At 66.1% G+C, this 17366-nt stretch carries 14 protein-coding genes; 3 read left to right on the forward strand and 11 right to left on the reverse strand.

Annotated features, from left to right (window positions below; all coding sequences use genetic code 11):
- Together OVY01_RS03795 and OVY01_RS03800 are read right to left on the reverse strand one after the other, a co-directional pair.
- Entirely contained in the window at positions 1 to 1056 is a 1056-nt protein-coding gene (locus OVY01_RS03795; RefSeq protein WP_267847655.1) for a microcin C ABC transporter permease YejB, read from the reverse strand.
- Positions 1057 to 1243: 187 nt separating this feature from the next.
- Entirely contained in the window at positions 1244 to 3160 is a 1917-nt protein-coding gene (locus tag OVY01_RS03800; protein WP_267845761.1) for an extracellular solute-binding protein, read from the reverse strand.
- A gap of 98 nt (positions 3161 to 3258) precedes the next feature.
- On the opposite strand from OVY01_RS03800, the gene fabI reads away from it, so the two are divergent.
- A complete protein-coding gene (fabI, locus tag OVY01_RS03805; RefSeq protein ID WP_267845762.1) occupies positions 3259 to 4050 on the forward strand; it encodes an enoyl-ACP reductase FabI in 792 nt (263 codons plus the stop codon).
- Between the two features lie 68 nt (positions 4051 to 4118).
- Here fabI and OVY01_RS03810 read toward each other — a convergent pair whose 3' ends face one another.
- Positions 4119 to 4856 carry an endonuclease/exonuclease/phosphatase family protein gene (locus OVY01_RS03810; protein WP_267847656.1) on the reverse strand — a complete coding sequence of 246 codons (738 nt, stop codon included), beginning with the start codon at positions 4854 to 4856 and terminating at the stop codon, positions 4119 to 4121.
- A 42-nt stretch (positions 4857 to 4898) separates the two neighbouring features.
- The gene (locus tag OVY01_RS03815; RefSeq protein ID WP_267845765.1) at positions 4899 to 7142 is read right to left on the reverse strand and encodes a VTT domain-containing protein; all 2244 of its coding nucleotides are present in this window, start codon (positions 7140 to 7142) and stop codon (positions 4899 to 4901) included.
- A gap of 133 nt (positions 7143 to 7275) precedes the next feature.
- On the opposite strand from OVY01_RS03815, the gene xth reads away from it, so the two are divergent.
- Positions 7276 to 8091, forward strand: a complete 816-nt coding sequence (xth, locus tag OVY01_RS03820) for an exodeoxyribonuclease III (protein ID WP_267845766.1) — start codon at positions 7276 to 7278, stop codon at positions 8089 to 8091.
- A gap of 12 nt (positions 8092 to 8103) precedes the next feature.
- Here xth and ntrC read toward each other — a convergent pair whose 3' ends face one another.
- The 3 genes from ntrC to glnA form a co-directional block, all read right to left on the reverse strand.
- Complete coding sequence (ntrC, locus tag OVY01_RS03825) at positions 8104 to 9645, reverse strand: nitrogen regulation protein NR(I) (RefSeq protein WP_267845768.1); 1542 nt, start codon at positions 9643 to 9645, stop codon at positions 8104 to 8106.
- 73 nt (positions 9646 to 9718) lie between these two features.
- Positions 9719 to 10864: a nitrogen regulation protein NR(II) gene (glnL, locus tag OVY01_RS03830; protein ID WP_267847657.1), complete on the reverse strand. Its 1146-nt coding sequence runs from the start codon at positions 10862 to 10864 to the stop codon at positions 9719 to 9721.
- A 243-nt stretch (positions 10865 to 11107) separates the two neighbouring features.
- On the reverse strand, positions 11108 to 12523 hold the full coding sequence (gene glnA, locus OVY01_RS03835) for a type I glutamate--ammonia ligase (protein ID WP_267845770.1): 1416 nt from the start codon (positions 12521 to 12523) through the stop codon (positions 11108 to 11110).
- A 422-nt stretch (positions 12524 to 12945) separates the two neighbouring features.
- On the opposite strand from glnA, the gene OVY01_RS03840 reads away from it, so the two are divergent.
- The gene (locus tag OVY01_RS03840) at positions 12946 to 13410 is read left to right on the forward strand and encodes a rhodanese-like domain-containing protein (RefSeq protein WP_267845771.1); all 465 of its coding nucleotides are present in this window, start codon (positions 12946 to 12948) and stop codon (positions 13408 to 13410) included.
- 5 nt (positions 13411 to 13415) lie between these two features.
- Here OVY01_RS03840 and OVY01_RS03845 read toward each other — a convergent pair whose 3' ends face one another.
- The 4 genes from OVY01_RS03845 to OVY01_RS03860 form a co-directional block, all read right to left on the reverse strand.
- On the reverse strand, positions 13416 to 14225 hold the full coding sequence (locus tag OVY01_RS03845) for a competence/damage-inducible protein A (protein ID WP_267845773.1): 810 nt from the start codon (positions 14223 to 14225) through the stop codon (positions 13416 to 13418).
- Positions 14226 to 14262: 37 nt separating this feature from the next.
- Complete coding sequence (locus tag OVY01_RS03850; protein ID WP_267845775.1) at positions 14263 to 15078, reverse strand: EI24 domain-containing protein; 816 nt, start codon at positions 15076 to 15078, stop codon at positions 14263 to 14265.
- A 64-nt stretch (positions 15079 to 15142) separates the two neighbouring features.
- Entirely contained in the window at positions 15143 to 16174 is a 1032-nt protein-coding gene (locus OVY01_RS03855) for a sterol desaturase family protein (RefSeq protein WP_267845776.1), read from the reverse strand.
- A gap of 16 nt (positions 16175 to 16190) precedes the next feature.
- On the reverse strand, positions 16191 to 17363 hold the full coding sequence (locus tag OVY01_RS03860; RefSeq protein WP_349293485.1) for a YVTN family beta-propeller repeat protein: 1173 nt from the start codon (positions 17361 to 17363) through the stop codon (positions 16191 to 16193).
- Positions 17364 to 17366 lie beyond the last annotated feature (3 nt).

Genomic DNA, 17366 nt, shown 5'->3' on the forward strand with positions numbered 1-17366 from the left:
TCAGCGCTCCATCGATTCGAAACGGATCCGCGGATCGATCCAGACATAGCAGAGATCCGCCACCAGCTTGGTCGCAAGGCCGATCAGCGTGAACAGATAGAGCGTACCCAGCACGACCGGATAATCGCGGCGGATCACCGCCTCGTACGACAGCAGGCCCAGCCCGTCGAGCGAGAACAGGGTCTCGATCAGCAGGCTGCCGGTGAAGAAGGCGCCGATGAAGGCGCCGGGAAAACCCGTCACCAATGGCAGCAAGGCGTTGCGAAACACATGCTTGAACAGCACGCGCCGTTGCGGCAGGCCCTTGGCGCGCGCGGTGATCACGTATTGCTTGCCGAGCTCCTCCAGAAACGCGTTCTTCGTCAGGATCGTGAGCACCGCGAAGGCGCCCAGCACCGACGCGGTCACCGGCAGCGCGATGTGCCATAAATAATCGAGCACCTTGCCGCCGACGCTCAGCGACGCCCAGTCGTCCGAGGTCAGCCCGCGCAGCGGAAAGATCTGCCAGAAGGAGCCGCCACCGAAGAGCACGAGCAGCAGCACGCCCAGCGCGAAGCCGGGAATCGCATAGCCGACGAGTACGATCACGCTCGTCACCGTGTCGAAACGCGACCCGTCGCGCACCGCCTTGACGATGCCCAGCGGCACCGATATCAGATAACTCAGAAAGAAGGTCCAGAGGCCGAGACTCATCGACACCGGCAATTTCGAGACGATCAGCGAGACGACGCTCTGGTGATAGTAGTAGCTCTGCCCCAGGTCGAAGCGCGCGAAGCGCTTGAGCATGGTCCAGTAGCGTTCGAGCGGCGGCCGGTCGAAGCCATACAGCGCGCGCAGTTCCGCGACCTGCTTCGCCTCCATGCCGCGGCGCGCGTGATAGACGCTTGCCGCGCCGCCTCCCGACGCCTCGCCGCCGTGCATGCCACCGTGCAATTGCGCCATCATCTGCTCGACCGGACCGCCGGGCACGAACTGGATCACGATGAAGGTCACCGTCACGACACCCAGCAGGGTCGGCACGATCAGCAGCAGTCGTCTCAAAATATACGGCCAGATCATCTGGGGCGGGCGCTCCGGTCAGGATTGAATTGAGACAGACGACGCCGGGAGAGGCGGCGTGCCATGTCGTCTCGGCGGACGGGTTCGTCGCACGGGATCGCGCGAGCAGGCTCGACAGCGAGTCTTCACGCGGGTCTTCATGCGAGTCTTCCGCGAGCCTGGCGGGCGGGCCCGACGACCGGTTTCAGGAATCCGGACGGGTCGACACGGCCGAAGCGCCCGAAACCGCCGCGGCCTTCGGCGCTTCCCACCAGGTCGACAGGATCCAGCCTGCCGCGTCGTAGTAGAGCGGCAGCGTCGTCGGGAACGCCAGCCCGCGCCGATAGACCACACGGTGCACCGGCGAATACCACTGCGGCACCACATAGTACCCGTGCATCAGCACCCGGTCGAGCGCGCGCGCGGCATCCACGAGCGCCGGCCGGGTACGCGCCGCGAGCACCGCCTGCACCAGCGCGTCGACCGCGGGGGAATGGATGCCGACGAGATTCCCGGAGCCGGGAATGCCGGCCGCGGCGCTACCGACGTTATCGAGCAGTTCGTTGCCCGGGCTCTGGCTGCCGGGCCAGGCCAGCGTCGTCATATCGAAATCGAAGTTTTGCAGACGCTGCTGGTAGAGCGCGAAATCGGTGGTGCGGAAATTCACGGTGATGCCCAGTTTCGCCAGGTTGCGCGCATAGGACGCCACCACCGCCCCGAACGCGCCGCCACTGTCGTCCAGTATCTCGAAAACGAACGGCTGACCCGCCCGGTCGCGCAGCGCGCCGTCGCGATAGGTCCAACCGGCCGCCGCCAGCAGCGTGCGCGCCCGGCGCAGATTGTCGCGCAGCGATCCGGGCGGCGCGGTATCGGGTTGCAGCGCCATCGGACCGAACACGGCGGGATCGAGTTGCGCGCGCAGCGGCTCAAGCAGTGCGAGTTCGCCTGCGTCCGGTAATCCGTGGGCCGCCAGCTCGCTATTGGTGAAGAAACTGTCGCTACGGCTGTACTGGTTGTAGAACAGCTGCCGGTTGAGATAGGGAAAATCGAGCGCGAGGTCCAGCGCCTGGCGCACGCGCACGTCCTGGAACAGCGGCCGGCGGATGTTGACGAAGAAACCCTGCATGCCCGCATCGTTCGAATGCTTGAAGACCCGCTTGATCAGACGCCCGTCGTTGAAGCGGCCGCCGGTATAGCCGCGCACCCAATCGCGCGCGAGCACCGCCACGCTGGCGTCGAACTCCCCTGCCTTCAACGCTTCGAGCCGCGCGGCGGGGTCGCCATACAGCTTGTAGACGATCCGGTCGAAATTGAACATGCCACGCCGTACGGGCAGGTCGGCCGCCCAATAACGGGGATTGCGCTGCAGCACGATCTGCGTGCCGCCGCTGTAGCTGGCGATCGTGTACGGCCCGCTGCCGATCGGCTTCTCGAGGGCGATCGCGTCGAACGGCGGATGGCTGCCGTCGGCACGCTGCCCCCACTTCGGCGAGAACACCGGCAGGGCGCCGATCGTGAGCGGCAGCTCGCGGCCGGCATGCCGGAAGTCGAAGCGCACGGTCTGCGGATCGATGACGGTGGCGCGCGACACGTCCGCCCAGACGGCGCGGTAGTTCGGCGCGGCGGCCTGGCTCATCAGCGTATCGAACGAATACTTGACGTCCGCCGCCGTGACCGGGTCGCCGTTCGAGAAACGCGCGGCCGGATTGATATGGAAACGCACGGACAGGCCATCCGCGGCCACCGCGATATCGTCGGCGAGCAGGCCGTAGGCGCTCGACGCCTCGTCCCCGCTGCCCACGGTGAGCGTGTCGAACAACAGGTCGATGCCGGGCGCCGGGTTGCCGCGCAGGATATAGGGATTGAAGGTGTCGAAGCGCGTGATGCGGTTCGGGTTGGCCAGCGTCAGCGTGCCGCCCTTCGGCGCATGCGGATCGACATAGTCGAAGTGCGTGAAACCCGGCGCGTAGCGCGGCGCGCCATATTGCGCGATGGCCGGGGCGGCCCGCGCGGCGCCGCACGCGCCGCCCAGCCCGCCGAATCCGCCAAGTTCGATCACGCAGGCGAGTGCTGTCAGTATCTTGAAAATCTCTGGCTCCTGGGTGCCTGGCGCCCGCGCCATGCGTCGCGCGCCAGGCACAGTATGAGAGAATCGAAGCCGCGCGGCCGCCTGTCCGGCCCGACCGACCAGATCAACTGACCAAAGTATACGGAGAATTCATGGGCTTCCTCGCTGGAAAACGCATTCTGCTCACCGGGCTGCTGTCGAACCGCTCGATCGCCTACGGCATTGCCCAGGCGGCGAAGCGCGAAGGCGCCGAACTGGCCTTCACCTACGTGGGCGAGCGCTTCAAGGAACGGATCACCGACCTGGCGAAGGAATTCGACAGCACGCTCGTGTTTCCCTGCGACGTCGCCGACGATGCCGAGATCGACGCCCTCTTCGTCTCGCTCAAGGCACACTGGCCTCAGCTCGACGGCATCGTCCACTCGATCGGCTTCGCGCCGCGCGAGGCCATCGCCGGGGATTTCCTCGACGGCTTCTCGCGCGAGGGTTTCCGCGTCGCGCACGACATATCCGCCTACAGCTTCGGCGCGCTCGCGAAGGCCGCGGGCGACATGCTGTCGCCTACCGCCGCGCTGTTGACGCTGACCTATCTGGGCGCGGAGCGCGTCGTGCCGAACTACAACACGATGGGTCTGGCGAAGGCGTCGCTGGAAGCCAGCGTGCGCTATCTCGCCGCATCGCTCGGTCCGCGCGGCATCCGCGTCAACGGCATCTCCGCCGGTCCGATCAAGACGCTGGCCGCCAGCGGCATCAAGGGCTTCGGCCGGATCCTCGATTTCGTCGAGCACAACGCGCCGCTGCGCCGCAATGTGACTACCGACCAGGTCGGCAACGTCGCCGCCTTCCTGCTGTCGGACCTCTCCTCGGGCATGACGGGCGAGATCACCCACGTCGATTGCGGCTTCAGCACGGTCGTCGGCGGGATGATCCCCGACGCGGAGTAACTGCGTCTGGGCCAGGCGCGGCCGGCCAGGCGCGGCCGGCCAGGCGCGGCCGGCCGCCGGACCGCGGGTTATCCGTCGATCTGCGCCACCAGCGGCAGATGGTCCGATGCAATGCGCGCCATGGCCGTGCGGTGAACCGCCACGCGCACCAGGCGGTCCGCCGGCCGCACCCAGATGCGATCCAGCGCGAACATCGGAAAGCGTGAGGGAAAGGTGCGCGGCGCCCGCGTGCGCTGGAAATGCGTGACCAGCCAGCGCAACGGCCGTCCCCAGAGAAACCATTCGTTCAGGTCGCCGGTGAGGATGACCGGCATGTCCCGCGTGTCGAACGCCGCCAGCAGCCGCTGCACCTGGCTGCGCCGTTCGGCGGCACTGAGTCCCAGATGGGTGGCGATGAAGCGGATCGGGTGGCCCTGGCAGTCGATATCGGCATCGAGCGCGCCGCGCGGCTCGCGCGAACCGAAGGACAGGTCGATCGCACGTTGCGACATCACCGGGTAGCGGCTCAGCACGGCATTGCCATAGCGTCGCGCGGGCGAGGACAGCGTCGCACCCGCCGCCGCATGAAAACCGGTATGCCGCGCCAGATGCGCGAGCACATCCGGCGTCGCGTCGCCGCCCAGCGGCACCTCCTGCAGGGCAATCACGTCGGCGCCGATTTCCGTGAGCACGGCCGCGATCCGTTCGGGCGCGAAGCGCCCGTCGGTGCCCACCGCGCCATGGATGTTGTAGGTGGCGATCTTCAGAGGCCACGGCGAATCGTGCGCCGCGCGCGTATGCGCGCGCTCGGCGACGCCGCCGACCAGCACGTCGCGGGAATCCAGGCTTTCGATGATGCAACTCCTTGCTTAGACCTTACCTGTTGCGGGCGAATGTTTCTCCCGGCGTTTGAAAAAGCGCTGCAGCAGCACGGACAGACCCACCAGCGCGACGCCGATGCCCGCGAGCACGAGAAACGCACCCCAGGTGGGATGACGGATCGCGCTGACCAGCCGGTTCGCGAACGCGACCGTGACGATGATGCCCGGTCCCATGCCGATCAGCGTTCCCAGCAGAAAGTCGCGCAGCCCGATCTGCGACGCGCCGGCGATGGCGTTGACGACGGAGAACGGCGCCACGGGCAGCAGGCGCACGATGACGACCGCGACCAGACCGCGCCGGGCGAGGCGTTCGGACAGGCCGTTGAGCCGCGACCCGCCGAGCCGTCGCACGGTATCGCGTCCCAGCCAGCGCCCGACCATATAGGTCAACGCCGCGCTCGCCATCGTCCCGGCGAGCGCATAGACGCTGCCCTCGAACGCGCCGAATGCGAGCCCCGTCGCGGCGATCAGCAGCGTGATCGGCACGGCGACCAGACCGCCCGCCATGTAGGCGCCGATGATGATCAGCGGACTGAAGGGCAAGGCGGACACCCGTTGCGTGAGCTGCGCCAGCGCGGCGATATTCAGGTAATGACCCAGCGGCGTCCAGTGCCAGGCCCCCACGGCCACGACGATCAACAAGGCCAGTACGCCCAGCGCCGCAAAACGCCCGCCGAAATGCCCGCCAAAGCGCCGATGCGGCATCTCCGGCATGAATTGCGCGATCAGCTGCTCCGGCGCCATCGGCGTTTCCGGGTCGATCACCGACTCCCCCGGCACCAGGGCGTCGAGATCCGGCGCGACGATGGGGTCGTGCGGCGCGAGCGTGCGGGGCTGCCCGCGCAGGCTCTCGATCGCACCGATCAGCGAGCCGCCCAGCGTCATCTGCCGGGCGACCGTCTCGACCGATTCGCCCAGATGTTCGGCGAGCAGACGGTTGCGCATGCGCGCGATCGCGGCGCCGATGCGCGCGTCGCCGGCGCCGTCGAGCGCGACATTGCATTCGGTATCGAGCACCATCGACCGGTTGTTCAGATTGGCCGAGCCGACGAACAGCAGATCGTCGTCGACCACCATGACCTTGCTGTGGACATTGACGCACGCTACGCCCAGATCCGGTACCACGGGGCAATACATGCGATAGCGCGTGGCGCCGTGTGCGGTCTGCTTCAGGCTGCGGTGCAGACGCGCGCGCAGCACGCCCATCGTGGCTTCCTGCAGCCAGCCGCCCTCGACGCGGCGCGAGAGGATCGCCACCTCCGGCCCCTCGGGTTCGGCCAAACGCCGCAACAAGGCCGCGCCGACGATGCCCGAGGTGAAATACTGGTTCTCGCAAAAAATATGGCGGCGCGCCCGGTTCACCCCGTCCACGTACATCTGGCGAATTTCCTGCACCGGCTGGCGGCCCGCGTATTCCGGCTCGGTGCGGCAGATCGCCAGATCGACATGCTCGATGTCGACCTCGCAGCCACGCGGCCAGGGATCGTGCGCGCTGGCCTGCATCTGGGCGGTGCGCAGCGCGACGCGGCGGCCGTTCGCGCGCAGCCAGCGCTCGCGCACCAGATCGCCGATCGCGGCGGCGGCGGCGCCGTCGAACATCACCTGGACGTCGTGAAATGGCCCATACGCCTGGCCGTTCGCGTCGCGTCGCAGCGGCTGCTGTGCGGCATGCTCGGATGTATCCCAACGCGAGCGCGTCAGATCGAGTCCCCCGACGAAAGCCAGGCGGTCATCGATCAACACCACTTTCTGGTGCTGCGAACCGCCCAACGGATGTCGTCCGTCCTGTCGGAAAATGAAACGCCGGTGCGCGCGCCAGCCCATCTTGAATACCGGCAGCCATTCGCGCTCGAAGGCATAGAGCATGGCGAAGTCCCAGCTCAGCACATAGATGCGCAGATTGCGCCGACGCGCGACGATCGCGTGCAGAAACTCGGCCAGGGGCGCGGGAAATCCGTCGTTGGCCCCGCCAGGGACGAGCTGCATGCGACTGTCGATGTCCCAGCCCAGGATGAAGACGGTCTGCTGCGCATTGACGATCGCCGCGCGCAGCGCCGTGAAATACGCTTCGCCGTCGACCAGCATCCGGAAACGCTCGGCGTGCTCGACGCGCCAGCAGTTGCTGCCCGGCTGGAAAAAGGCGGGCGCCGCAGCCGGGGGAATGTCGGTGGATGTGGCGGACGGCGCGGAAGACGACGTGGGCGGCACGTGTGGCGGGTGGGAAGACGTCATCCGGCTCGATTCATACAAGGTTTTCAAGACAGGCACGCGCGCCACCCGCGCGCTTTCGACGCAAGCGCGCGCAGGAATGGGAGAATGCCGGATTCGCGACGGTACCACACCGCCGCCCGGACCCTGGATTCACATGAAAATCACGACGTGGAATGTCAATTCCCTGAAAGTTCGCCTGCCCCATGTGCTCGCCTGGCTGGCGGCCCATCCGGTCGATGCCCTGTGCCTGCAGGAACTGAAGCTGACCGACGACAAGTTCCCGGTCACGGAAATTTCCGCCGCCGGCTACCGGAGCTTCTACGCCGGTCAGAAAACCTATAACGGCGTGGCGATTCTCGTGCGCGACGGGGTCGAGATCGACGACAGCGACCTGGTGCGCAACATTCCCGGCTTCGAGGACCCGCAGCAGCGCGTGATTGCGCTGACGCTCGACGGCGTGCGCGTGATTTCCGCGTATTTTCCAAACGGGCAGGCGCCCGGCACCGAAAAGTTCGTCTACAAAATACAGTGGCTTGCCGCCCTGCAGGAATGGATCGCGGGCGAACTGCAGCGTTACCCGCAGCTGGCATTGACGGGCGACTTCAATATCGCGCCCGACGACCGCGACGTGCTCGACCCGGCGAAGTGGGAGGGACAGAATCTGGTGTCGCCGCAGGAGCGCGCGGCCTTCGTGGCGCTGACCGGTCTGGGCCTGGTGGACAGTTTCCGGATGTTCGAACCGGCGGACAAGCACTTCAGCTGGTGGGATTACCGGATGTTCGCGTTTCGCCGCAACGCCGGCGCGCGAATCGACCACGTGCTGCTCAGTCCCCCGCTCGCCGCGCGCTGCACGGCCTGCGAGATCGACAGGACCCCCCGTGCGTGGGAACAGCCATCCGACCACGCCCCCGTCACGGCGACGCTGGCCGATGCCGGGGATAGCCAGATCCCGATGGCCGGCGGCGCGTAAGGGTCCGAGCGCCTAGGGTTCCAGGTCCAGTTCCTGGATCTTGCGGGTGATCGTGTTGCGGCCGATGCCGAGCCGCTCGGCCGCCTCGACCTTGCGCCCACGCGTGAAATCCAGCGCTTCCCTGATGACCGCCGCCTCGAACCGGCGCGTGACACGATCCATCACGTCGGGCGCATTGTCGCGCAGCAAACGCGCGACCTCGCTGCGCAGCCCGCCCTCCCAACCGGCCGCCGCGCCGTCGCCCGCGGTTCGCACGGCACCCGCCGCCACCGCGGCGCCCGCCTCCGCCAGGTCGTGCCCGGATACCGGAACGAAGCTGCCCGCGAGCGCCGCACCGTACTCCACGCCGGCACCGGGCATCTCCACGCCGATCGGCGCGCCGCTCTGCGGGCCCGCCGCGTTGGGCAACAGGTCGGGCGGCAGATCCTTGATCTCAATGGTCTGCGCCGGCGCCATCACCGTCAGCCAGTTGCACAGATTCTCGAGTTGCCGGACATTGCCCGGAAACGGCAGCGCGGAGAGAAACGCCAGCGCATTGTCCGTCACGCGCTTGGGTTCGACGCCCAGCTCGCGCGCGCTCTTGAGCAGGAAATGCCGGGCCAGCAAGGCGATGTCGTCGCTGCGTTCGCGCAGCGCCGGCAGCCGCAGCCGGATCACGTTGAGCCGGTGATACAGATCCTCCCGGAACATGCCCTGGCGTACCCGCGTTTCCAGGTTCTGATGCGTCGCGGCGATGACGCGCACGTTCGCGCGCAGTGGATTGTGCCCGCCCACGCGATAGAACTGCCCGTCGGAGAGCACCCGCAGCAGGCGGGTCTGCAGGTCGAACGGCATGTCGCCGATCTCATCGAGAAACAAGGTGCCGTTTTCCGCCTGTTCGAACCGGCCCTGGCGCATTGCCTGCGCGCCGGTGAACGCCCCGCGTTCATGCCCGAACAACTCGGATTCGAGCAGGTCTTTGGGAATCGCCGCGGTGTTCAAGGCGATGAAGGGGCCGCCGGCGCGCGGACTGTGCCGGTGCAGCGCCCGCGCCACCAGTTCCTTGCCCGTGCCGGACTCGCCGGTGATCAATACGGTCGCGCTCGAATTCGACAGGCGCCCGATCGCCCGGAACATGTCCTGCATCGCGCTGGCCTGGCCGAGCATTTCCGGCGCTTCCGAGGGACGGTCGTCCGCCGGATGCTCGCCGCGCAGGCTTTCCTCCACCGCGCGCCGGATCAACTCGACCGCGCGATCGATGTCGAACGGTTTGGCCAGATACTCGAAGGCGCCGCCCTGGAAGGCCGCGACGGCGCTGTCGAGATCGGAGAACGCCGTCATGATGATGACCGGCAGGCCCGGCAGGCGCTCGCGCACGCGCTGCAGCAGATCCAGCCCCGAGCCTCCCGGCATGCGGATATCCGACACCAGCACCTGCGGGCTGTCGAATTCCAGCGCGCCGATCGCGTCGCGGACATTGCTGAAACTGCGCGTCGCGAAATTATCGCGCGCGAGCGCTTTCTCGAGTACCCATCGGATCGATTGGTCGTCGTCTACTATCCAGATCGGCTTCATAGTGTTCTTGAAATGGGCGGTCGCCCGCCCGGGAGACTCGGACCGATGTCCATCGGGGTGATGAGGCGTGAGGTCAACAATGCAGCGGCAGGGTGATCTGAAACTCCGTCTTGCCGGGCCGGCTTTCGCATTCGATGAGCCCGTCGTGCTGCTGGACGAAATTCTGCGCTAGCGTCAGGCCCAGGCCGCTGCCGTCTTCGCGTCCCGAGACGAGGGGATAGAAGATCCGGTCACGAATATCCTCGGGAATGCCCGGCCCGTTGTCCGTGATGCGCAAATCCAGTGCCAATTTGCACTGACGCTTGGCGATCGTCACCCGCCGCGCGATACGGGTACGAAACTCGATCATCGCCGTGCCCTCGGCGATCTGTCCGCGCAGCGCCTCGGCGGCGTTGCGTACGATATTGAGCACCGCCTGGATCAGCTGTTCCTTGTCGCCGCGCAGATCGGGGACCGACACGTCGAAATCGCGCTGGATCGTCAGCCCGCGCGGAAACTCGGCGAGGATCACCGCCCGCACGCGTTCGAATACCTCGTGGATATTGACGTCGCGCACGATGTGCGGATGACGGTGCGGCTCCAGCAGGCGGTCCACCAGCGTTTGCAGGCGATCCGACTCCTTGATGACGACCTGCGTGTATTCCTTCAATTCCCGCGCGTTGGGCAGCTCGTCGAGTTCGAATTCGAGAAGTTGCGCCGCGCCACGGATCCCCCCCAGGGGATTCTTGATCTCGTGGGCAAGATTGCGGATCAACTGCTTGTTGGCGGCGCTCAAGTCGAGCAGCCGCTCCTCGCGGTCGTTGCGCAGCTTCTGCTCGTTCTCGAACAACTCCATCAGCAGATATTCGGGTGCCGATTCCAGCACACCGATGATCGCCTGTACCCGCAGCGGTTCGTGACCCGGCCGTGCCATCACCGCATCGAGGTGGGTCGTCTGGAAATAGTCCTGGGTATTGGCGCTGATGGCGGCGATCGAAGCCAGCGGCGCGTGCTCGCTCGTGAACAGATCGTCCCAGGTCATCTGCACCAGTTGTCGCCGCGACAGTTCGAGCATCGCTTCGGCAGCCAGATTCGCGAACGCGATCCGCAAGTCGCGGCGGTCGAGAACCAGCACCACCGAAGGCAACGCCTCCAGCCCCGGCAACAGGCCGGTTTCGGCCAGCACGGACGGTCCCACGGCCGCGTCCGCGCCGACAGGCGTCACGCTGCGGCCTCGCATCAGTTTTTTGAGCACAATCGGGTTTTTCAATGCCATCATGGAGACCCACAAAGCCGCGGCGGCGGGGTTCGTTCGCTCCCCGGTTGTCGACCGGGAGCGCCAACAAAAAAGGGGGCGGTCGCGCCGTCCCCTTTCTTCCGTACGGCGCTCTGCGGCGAATGCCGGCACTCCCGCCTGGTCTGCCGCGTCGGGCGCCGACGCCGCGCGGACGTCGCGCAGGTGCCGGCCCCCGCCACCGGCGAATTACAGCGAGTAGTACATTTCGAACTCGATCGGATGCGTCGTCATCCGGAAACGCGTCACTTCCTCTTCCTTCAGCGCGATATAGGCATCGAGCATCGAGTCGGTGAAGACGCCGCCGCGCGTCAGGAACTCGCGATCCTTGTCGAGATGTTCGAGCGCCTGCTCCAGGCTCGAACAGACCGTCGGGATCAGCTTGTCTTCTTCCGGCGGCAGGTCGTACAGATTCTTGTCCGAGGCCTCGCCCGGATGGATCTTGTTCTGCACGCCGTCCAGACCCGCCATCATCAGCGCGGAAAACGCCAGGTACGGGTTCGCCATCGGGTCCGGGAACCGGGTCTCGATGCGACGGCCCTTCGGGCTGGAGACGTGCGGAATGCGGATCGACGCCGAGCGGTTGCGGGCCGAGTAGGCCAGCTTGACCGGTGCCTCGAAACCCGGGACCAGACGCTTGTACGAGTTCGTCGTCGGGTTCGTGATCGCGTTCAGCGCGCGCGCATGCTTGATGATGCCGCCGATGTAGTACAGCGCGAACTCCGACAGACCGGCGTAACCGTTGCCAGCGAACAGATTCTGCCCATCCTTCCAGATCGACTGGTGCACGTGCATGCCCGAGCCGTTGTCGCCCACGACCGGCTTCGGCATGAAGGTCGCCGTCTTGCCGTAGGTATGCGCGACGTTGTGCACGATGTACTTCAGCAGCATCGTCCAGTCGGCGCGCTGCACCAGCGTCGAAAACTTCGTGCCCAGTTCGTTTTGACCCTGGCCTGCGACTTCATGGTGATGCACCTCGACCGGCACGCCCGCCTGTTCGAGCAGCAGCGACATTTCCGAGCGGATATCCTGGAACGTGTCGACCGGAGGCACCGGGAAATAGCCGCCCTTGACGCCCGGGCGATGGCCGGTGTTGCCGCCTTCGGTCTTCGCGTTCGACGACCACGGCGCTTCGTCCGAACCGATCTTGACGAAGGAGCCCGACATGTCGGTATTCCAGCGCACCGAATCGAAAATGAAGAATTCCGGCTCCGGACCGAAGTAGGCGGTATCGCCCAGGCCCGTGCTCTTCAGGTAGGCTTCGGCGCGCTTGGCCAGCGAACGCGGATCGCGCTCGTAGCCCTTGCCGTCGGACGGCTCGACCACGTCGCAGGACAGCACGAGCGTGGTTTCCTCGTAGAACGGGTCGACGTAGGCCGTGTTCGAGTCCGGCATGAGCAGCATGTCCGATGCTTCGATGCCCTTCCAGCCGGCGATGGACGAGCCGTCGAAAGCGTGGCCGCTTTCGAACTTGTCTTCGTCGAAGTGCGAGACCGGGACCGACACATGCTGTTCCTTGCCCTTGGTGTCGGTGAAGCGGAAGTCGACGAACTTGACGTCCTCGTCCTTGACGAGCTTGATGACGTCGGCCACGGTTTTGCTCATTACCTATCTCCAGATATGTCTCATGCGACGGCGAGGTCGCCGCCAACGTGTTTGCCGGCCGGCGATTCCAGCCAGGTCGGCGGGTGCCTGCCACGAAAGCATCAATCAGAGCATGAACTATGCCCGTGCACCTAAACGAGGCGTCGCGACCCGCCTGTGGCGGACTCGCCCGTTGCCAGTGGCCCAGGGCATGCCTTCGTGCCTTGTTCGATGCATGCGCAGCCGATCGAATGCACTGCATTGGTGCCAATGCATGCACTTTTTTAAGGCAAGCACCAATATAGGACGAATCGGCGATTTGATCCAGCATGCGCGGAGCGGATTCGGCTCGTCAGGCCCTGCCGGAATGTCGGGAATACGAAAGGCGACGGCAACTCGATCATCAACGAGGCGCTAGAATGGTCCTTTTAGAGTGAGCCACGATGACGACTGTCGATCACCTGCTCGCCACCGCCGCGCAGCGCGCTGCCGACGATGCCCTGCCCTACGCCGGCGCGCTGACGCCGGCCGAGACTTTCGCGTTCCTGGAACAGGTACCGGAAGCGCGTCTGATCGACCTGCGCACCCGCGCCGAACTGGATTGGGTCGGACGCCCGCTGGTGGCGGCCAGCCAGTATGCGCATATCGAATGGATCGACTATCCGGCCGGCGCGCGCAATCCGCACTTCCTGGCGGCGTTGCGGGACATTGCCGCGGCGCATACGCCGATGCTGCTGCTATGCCGTAGCGCCGCCCGTTCCAAGGCGGCCGCGGCTCTTGCTGCGCAGGAAGGCTTCACCGCGGCATTCGACGTGCTGGAAGGATTCGAAGGTGGCAAGGACGCGCAGGGGCACCGCAAGTCCGTTGCCGGATGGTGCTACCGCGGCCTGCCCTGGATCGGCGCCTAGCGAGGCTAGGACGCCCTGGCGGGCGGATCGACCATCTCGCCCCCCAGTGCCTGCACGCCGTCGCGCAACCGGGCGAAGGCCTGGTCGACCACCGCCGCGCCTCCCTTCACGCCCAGATCGATATGGCGGCGCGCATAGACGGCCCCCCGTTCGGCGTCGCCGACGCTGGGCAGGCTGAACGCCCGCACCGTCGGAAATTCGCTTTCGATCGATGCCATCAGCGGCGCGATCGCCGATTCCATCAAACCGAAGACCAGCACCGAGCGTTCAAGGCGCACATCGTGATGGTGCAGCGGCGCATAGTGCGTATCCAGCACCCATTCCATCATCGGCCAGGCCATCACCGGAAAACCCGGCACGAAATGGTGGTTGGCGACGGAGAAGCCGGGAATCCGGTTATAGCTGTTGGGGATGAGCGTCGCCCCGGCGGGAAACGCGCCCATCTGCAGGCGATGCTGATTTTCGGGCGTGCGCATATCGGGTTCGGCGCCGCCATTCATCTCGCGCGTGCGCTGGAAGATCAGGACCTCGGCCTCGGGATGCACCACGAGCGGCACGCCAAGCGCCGCGGCGGCGCATTGCCGGGTATGGTCGTCCGGCGTCGCGCCGATGCCGCCCGTGGAAAAGACCACGTCGTCCGAGGCGAACGTGCGCCTGAGGGTGGCCGTGATGCGCGCGCGTTCGTCGCCCACGTATTCGGCCCAGTCGAGCGCCAGGCCCCGCGCGCCGAGCAGTTCGATGAATTTCGGGAGATGCTTGTCCGCGCGGCGTCCCGACAGGATTTCGTCGCCGACGATGATGATGCCGAAGCCCATGCCGAATCCTTTTCAGTAGGTGAGGTGCCCGATCATTCTACAGAGGCGCGGCCGCCGCGTCGTTCGCGCGCATGACCGACAGCGCCGCCAGGCAGTAGTGGGTAAACCACAGCCCCGAAAACACGAAGATCAGCACGTACAGCCAGATGGAAATCACCGCGACGATGGGAAACAGCACGATCGCGATCAACGAGGACGCCCAGACCATCGCCGGCACCGCCCCCAGCAGTCCCGTGACGATACCCATCGCGACCAGCGGCCAGCGGTGGCGGCGTATCAGGCGCCGCCGCTCGTCCGGCGTCGCGTGCTCGGCGAGCGCGTCATAGCTCATGACGCGATAGGTCAGCCAGCCCCAGAGCACCGGCGGCAGGATCGCGAAGAACGGCGGGATCAGCCACAGCGGCGCGCTCAGCACCATCAGCACGAAGAAGATCGCGGTGACCGAAAGGGAATGCAGCATGCTGCCCAGAAAGCCGCCGCCATGGCGCGGGGTGAGCGCCGCGTAACGCCGGCGGCCCAGATGCGAGACGATCGACGGCATCGACGTCGCGCCGATCACCACCAGAATGGTCGCGATGATCAGCGGGATGGCCAGCGCCACCACCAGGAAAGGCGCGAAGACGAAGTGCAGGCCGCTCAGCCCGATGAAGGCGATCGCGCTCTCGATCGAACCGAGCGCCGGCCATTGCCCGAGCCAGTGCTGGGTCCGTGCGACCGCCCATTCCCAGCCATACCAGAAGAGCAGCCCCCACAGAAGCGCCGACATGACGAAGGGCGCGGCGGTCAGCCACCAGACGCGCGGATGCAGCAGGCCGGCGAGCGCGCGCAACAGCGAACCGAGCAGGTCGTTCATGCGCGCGCTCCCGCGAGACCGTGGCGAAAGGCGGGAATCGCCCCGTCCGGCGCGGTTCCCGCGCTCATCCGTTCGCGCCCGAGCGTTCCTCGTCGTTGCGCCGGCCCCGGCCGCTCAGCCACAATCCGACGCGGTGCGCCGAGCGCCCCATTCCCAGCCACTGTTGCGACCAAAAGCCCTCTCCATAGTTGCGTCCGGCGCCGTGCGGCGTGTCGAGCTGGTCACGGATGCCCGTGGGCTCGATCTGCCGGTTCCACGACACGGTGCGAAACAGCATATCCCACCACGGAAACAGCACGCCGAAATTGCAGCCATACCAGACGCCCTCGTGCCCATAGCCGATCGCATGATGCCGTCGGTGGAACCCGGGACTGACGACCAGTCGTTCCAGCACCGGCCCGAAGGCGATCCGGGTATTGGCGTGCTGCACGCTCTGCGCGATCTGGCTCGCGGCCAGCAGCAGCACGAATTGCGACGGCTGCACGCCGATCAATAACGCGATCGACGCGAAGAAGCCGGCCTCGATCAGCGTGTCGGCGATATGGTTGCGGTCATCGGACCACAGGGACATCTGCCGCTGACTGTGATGCACCGCGTGCAATTCCCACCACCAGCCGAAACGATGCTGCCAGCGGTGGTACCAGTAGCCGGCGAAATCGAGCACGATCAGATAGAACAGGAAACTCGCCAGCGGCCGTCGCGCCATGCCGGGCCACAGGGAATCGAGATCGACATTGTGAATGCCGTGCATGCGCAGCGCTTCCTGCGCGGAGTCGAACAGCGGCTGCAGGAAGAAGAAGAACAGCACGTTGATGACGCCCAGCCGGGTGATCCAGGTATAGATCGCGTCCACCCGCACGCTGCGCCGGTCGGTCCAGCGCTCGGCCGGCCACAGGGCTTCGAGCGGGCGCAACACCGCGTACATCAGGCCGATCTCGCAGATCGCGATGATGAACCAGTACAACGCGTCGTAGGTGTCTTCGTCGTAGTCCATCAAGCCGACCTTGTAGAACAGCGGCTCGACGATGGTGGTGAATATCTCGGTTTGCAACCACGAAACCAGGGTGTCCGCGGCGGAAAACAGGGTATGGAACATGGCACTTCCTCGCTACTCAACCGCCGTTCGGGCCCGTCCACGGCGCGCGATTGAAGAAATAGATCCCGTGCGGCGAGCGTCCCACGGGGATCGTACGCACCAGCTTGCGCGTGGTCAGATCGATCACGCCGACGTGCTTGGCGAAACGAAAGCCCACCCACAGATAGCGGCGGTCCGCGGACAGTTCCATGTCGTCCGGGCCGGGCATCAAGCCCGTGATGTCGCCGGCGTTCGTCAGCGTCTGCTCGTCGATGATCGAGATCGAGCTTTCCATCCGGTTCGACACGGCCACGTGCCGGCCATCGGCCAGCGAGCGGAAATTGTGCGCGCCGCGGCCCGTGTGGATCGTCTTGATCACCTTCTGGTTACGCCAGTCGACCACCGCGACGTAGTCCGCGCCGGTCATGCCGACCAGCATGTATTGGTCGTTGGGCGTCATCCACATGCCTGCCGGCACCGGGCCGACCTTCATTTTCCACAACACCGTCTGCGTCGCGAGGTCGATCGCCGCGATTTCGCCGGACACCTGCAGCGAAATGAACGCGATGCGGCTGTCGCGGGTGAAGGCGATGTGGCTGGGCATGACGGCGAGCGGCAGACGCTTGGCCAGCGTCAGGTTCTGCCCGTCGTAGCGGTACAGATCGACGCGATCGAGCCGCAGGCCCGCGGTCACGAACCACTTCTTGTCGGGCGAGAAACCGATTTGGTACGGGTCCTCGATATTCTCGACCCACCGCTGGATCTGACCCGTCTTGGGGTCGAGAAACACCAGATTGTTCGAGATCGAGTTGGCGACGATCAGCGACTTGTTGTCGGGCGTCGCCATCAGGTGATGCGGCTCCTTGCCCACCGCGAAGGTGCTCGTCACCTTCGCGCTGGCCTCATCGATCAGCGAGATGCTCGCCTCGGCGGAATTGAGGATGATCACGGTGCCGGCACCCGCGCCAGGCAGCGGCGCGGTATCGGCCGCCAGCGCCGGAACGGCGTACGTCGCCCCGCCCAATCCACCCAGGCCGGCGAGCGTCAGGCACGCCGCCGACAGCCCCCGCCTGAGCGCCGGCATGCCGCCGTACGCCGTCCGGGGAGACGTCGCGCGCCGCGCGCCGTCCGGGGTCCGCGAAGAAACGTCGGCGGCGGCTGCCGCGACGGCGAAACGTCGGCCAAAACGACCGAAAAGCGAGAAACGCATGGA

This window comes from Robbsia betulipollinis (assembly GCF_026624755.1).
GTDB classification, from domain to species: Bacteria; Pseudomonadota; Gammaproteobacteria; order Burkholderiales; family Burkholderiaceae; genus Robbsia; species Robbsia betulipollinis.

Bases quoted from the DNA above. Each gene is read 5' to 3' on its own strand.
- ntrC (WP_267845768.1), bottom strand. From the start codon at position 9,645: ATGAAGCCGATCTGGATAGTAGACGACGACCAATCGATCCGATGGGTA.
- OVY01_RS03815 (WP_267845765.1), bottom strand. From the start codon at position 7,142: ATGACGTCTTCCCACCCGCCACACGTGCCGCCCACGTCGTCTTCCGCG.
- glnA (WP_267845770.1), bottom strand. From the start codon at position 12,523: ATGAGCAAAACCGTGGCCGACGTCATCAAGCTCGTCAAGGACGAGGAC.
- glnL (WP_267847657.1), bottom strand. From the start codon at position 10,864: ATGCGAGGCCGCAGCGTGACGCCTGTCGGCGCGGACGCGGCCGTGGGA.
- OVY01_RS03860 (WP_349293485.1), bottom strand. From the start codon at position 17,363: ATGCGTTTCTCGCTTTTCGGTCGTTTTGGCCGACGTTTCGCCGTCGCG.
- xth (WP_267845766.1), top strand. From the start codon at position 7,276: ATGAAAATCACGACGTGGAATGTCAATTCCCTGAAAGTTCGCCTGCCC.
- OVY01_RS03855 (WP_267845776.1), bottom strand. From the start codon at position 16,174: ATGTTCCATACCCTGTTTTCCGCCGCGGACACCCTGGTTTCGTGGTTG.
- OVY01_RS03850 (WP_267845775.1), bottom strand. From the start codon at position 15,078: ATGAACGACCTGCTCGGTTCGCTGTTGCGCGCGCTCGCCGGCCTGCTG.
- OVY01_RS03840 (WP_267845771.1), top strand. From the start codon at position 12,946: ATGACGACTGTCGATCACCTGCTCGCCACCGCCGCGCAGCGCGCTGCC.
- OVY01_RS03845 (WP_267845773.1), bottom strand. From the start codon at position 14,225: ATGGGCTTCGGCATCATCATCGTCGGCGACGAAATCCTGTCGGGACGC.
- fabI (WP_267845762.1), top strand. From the start codon at position 3,259: ATGGGCTTCCTCGCTGGAAAACGCATTCTGCTCACCGGGCTGCTGTCG.
- OVY01_RS03800 (WP_267845761.1), bottom strand. From the start codon at position 3,160: ATGGCGCGGGCGCCAGGCACCCAGGAGCCAGAGATTTTCAAGATACTG.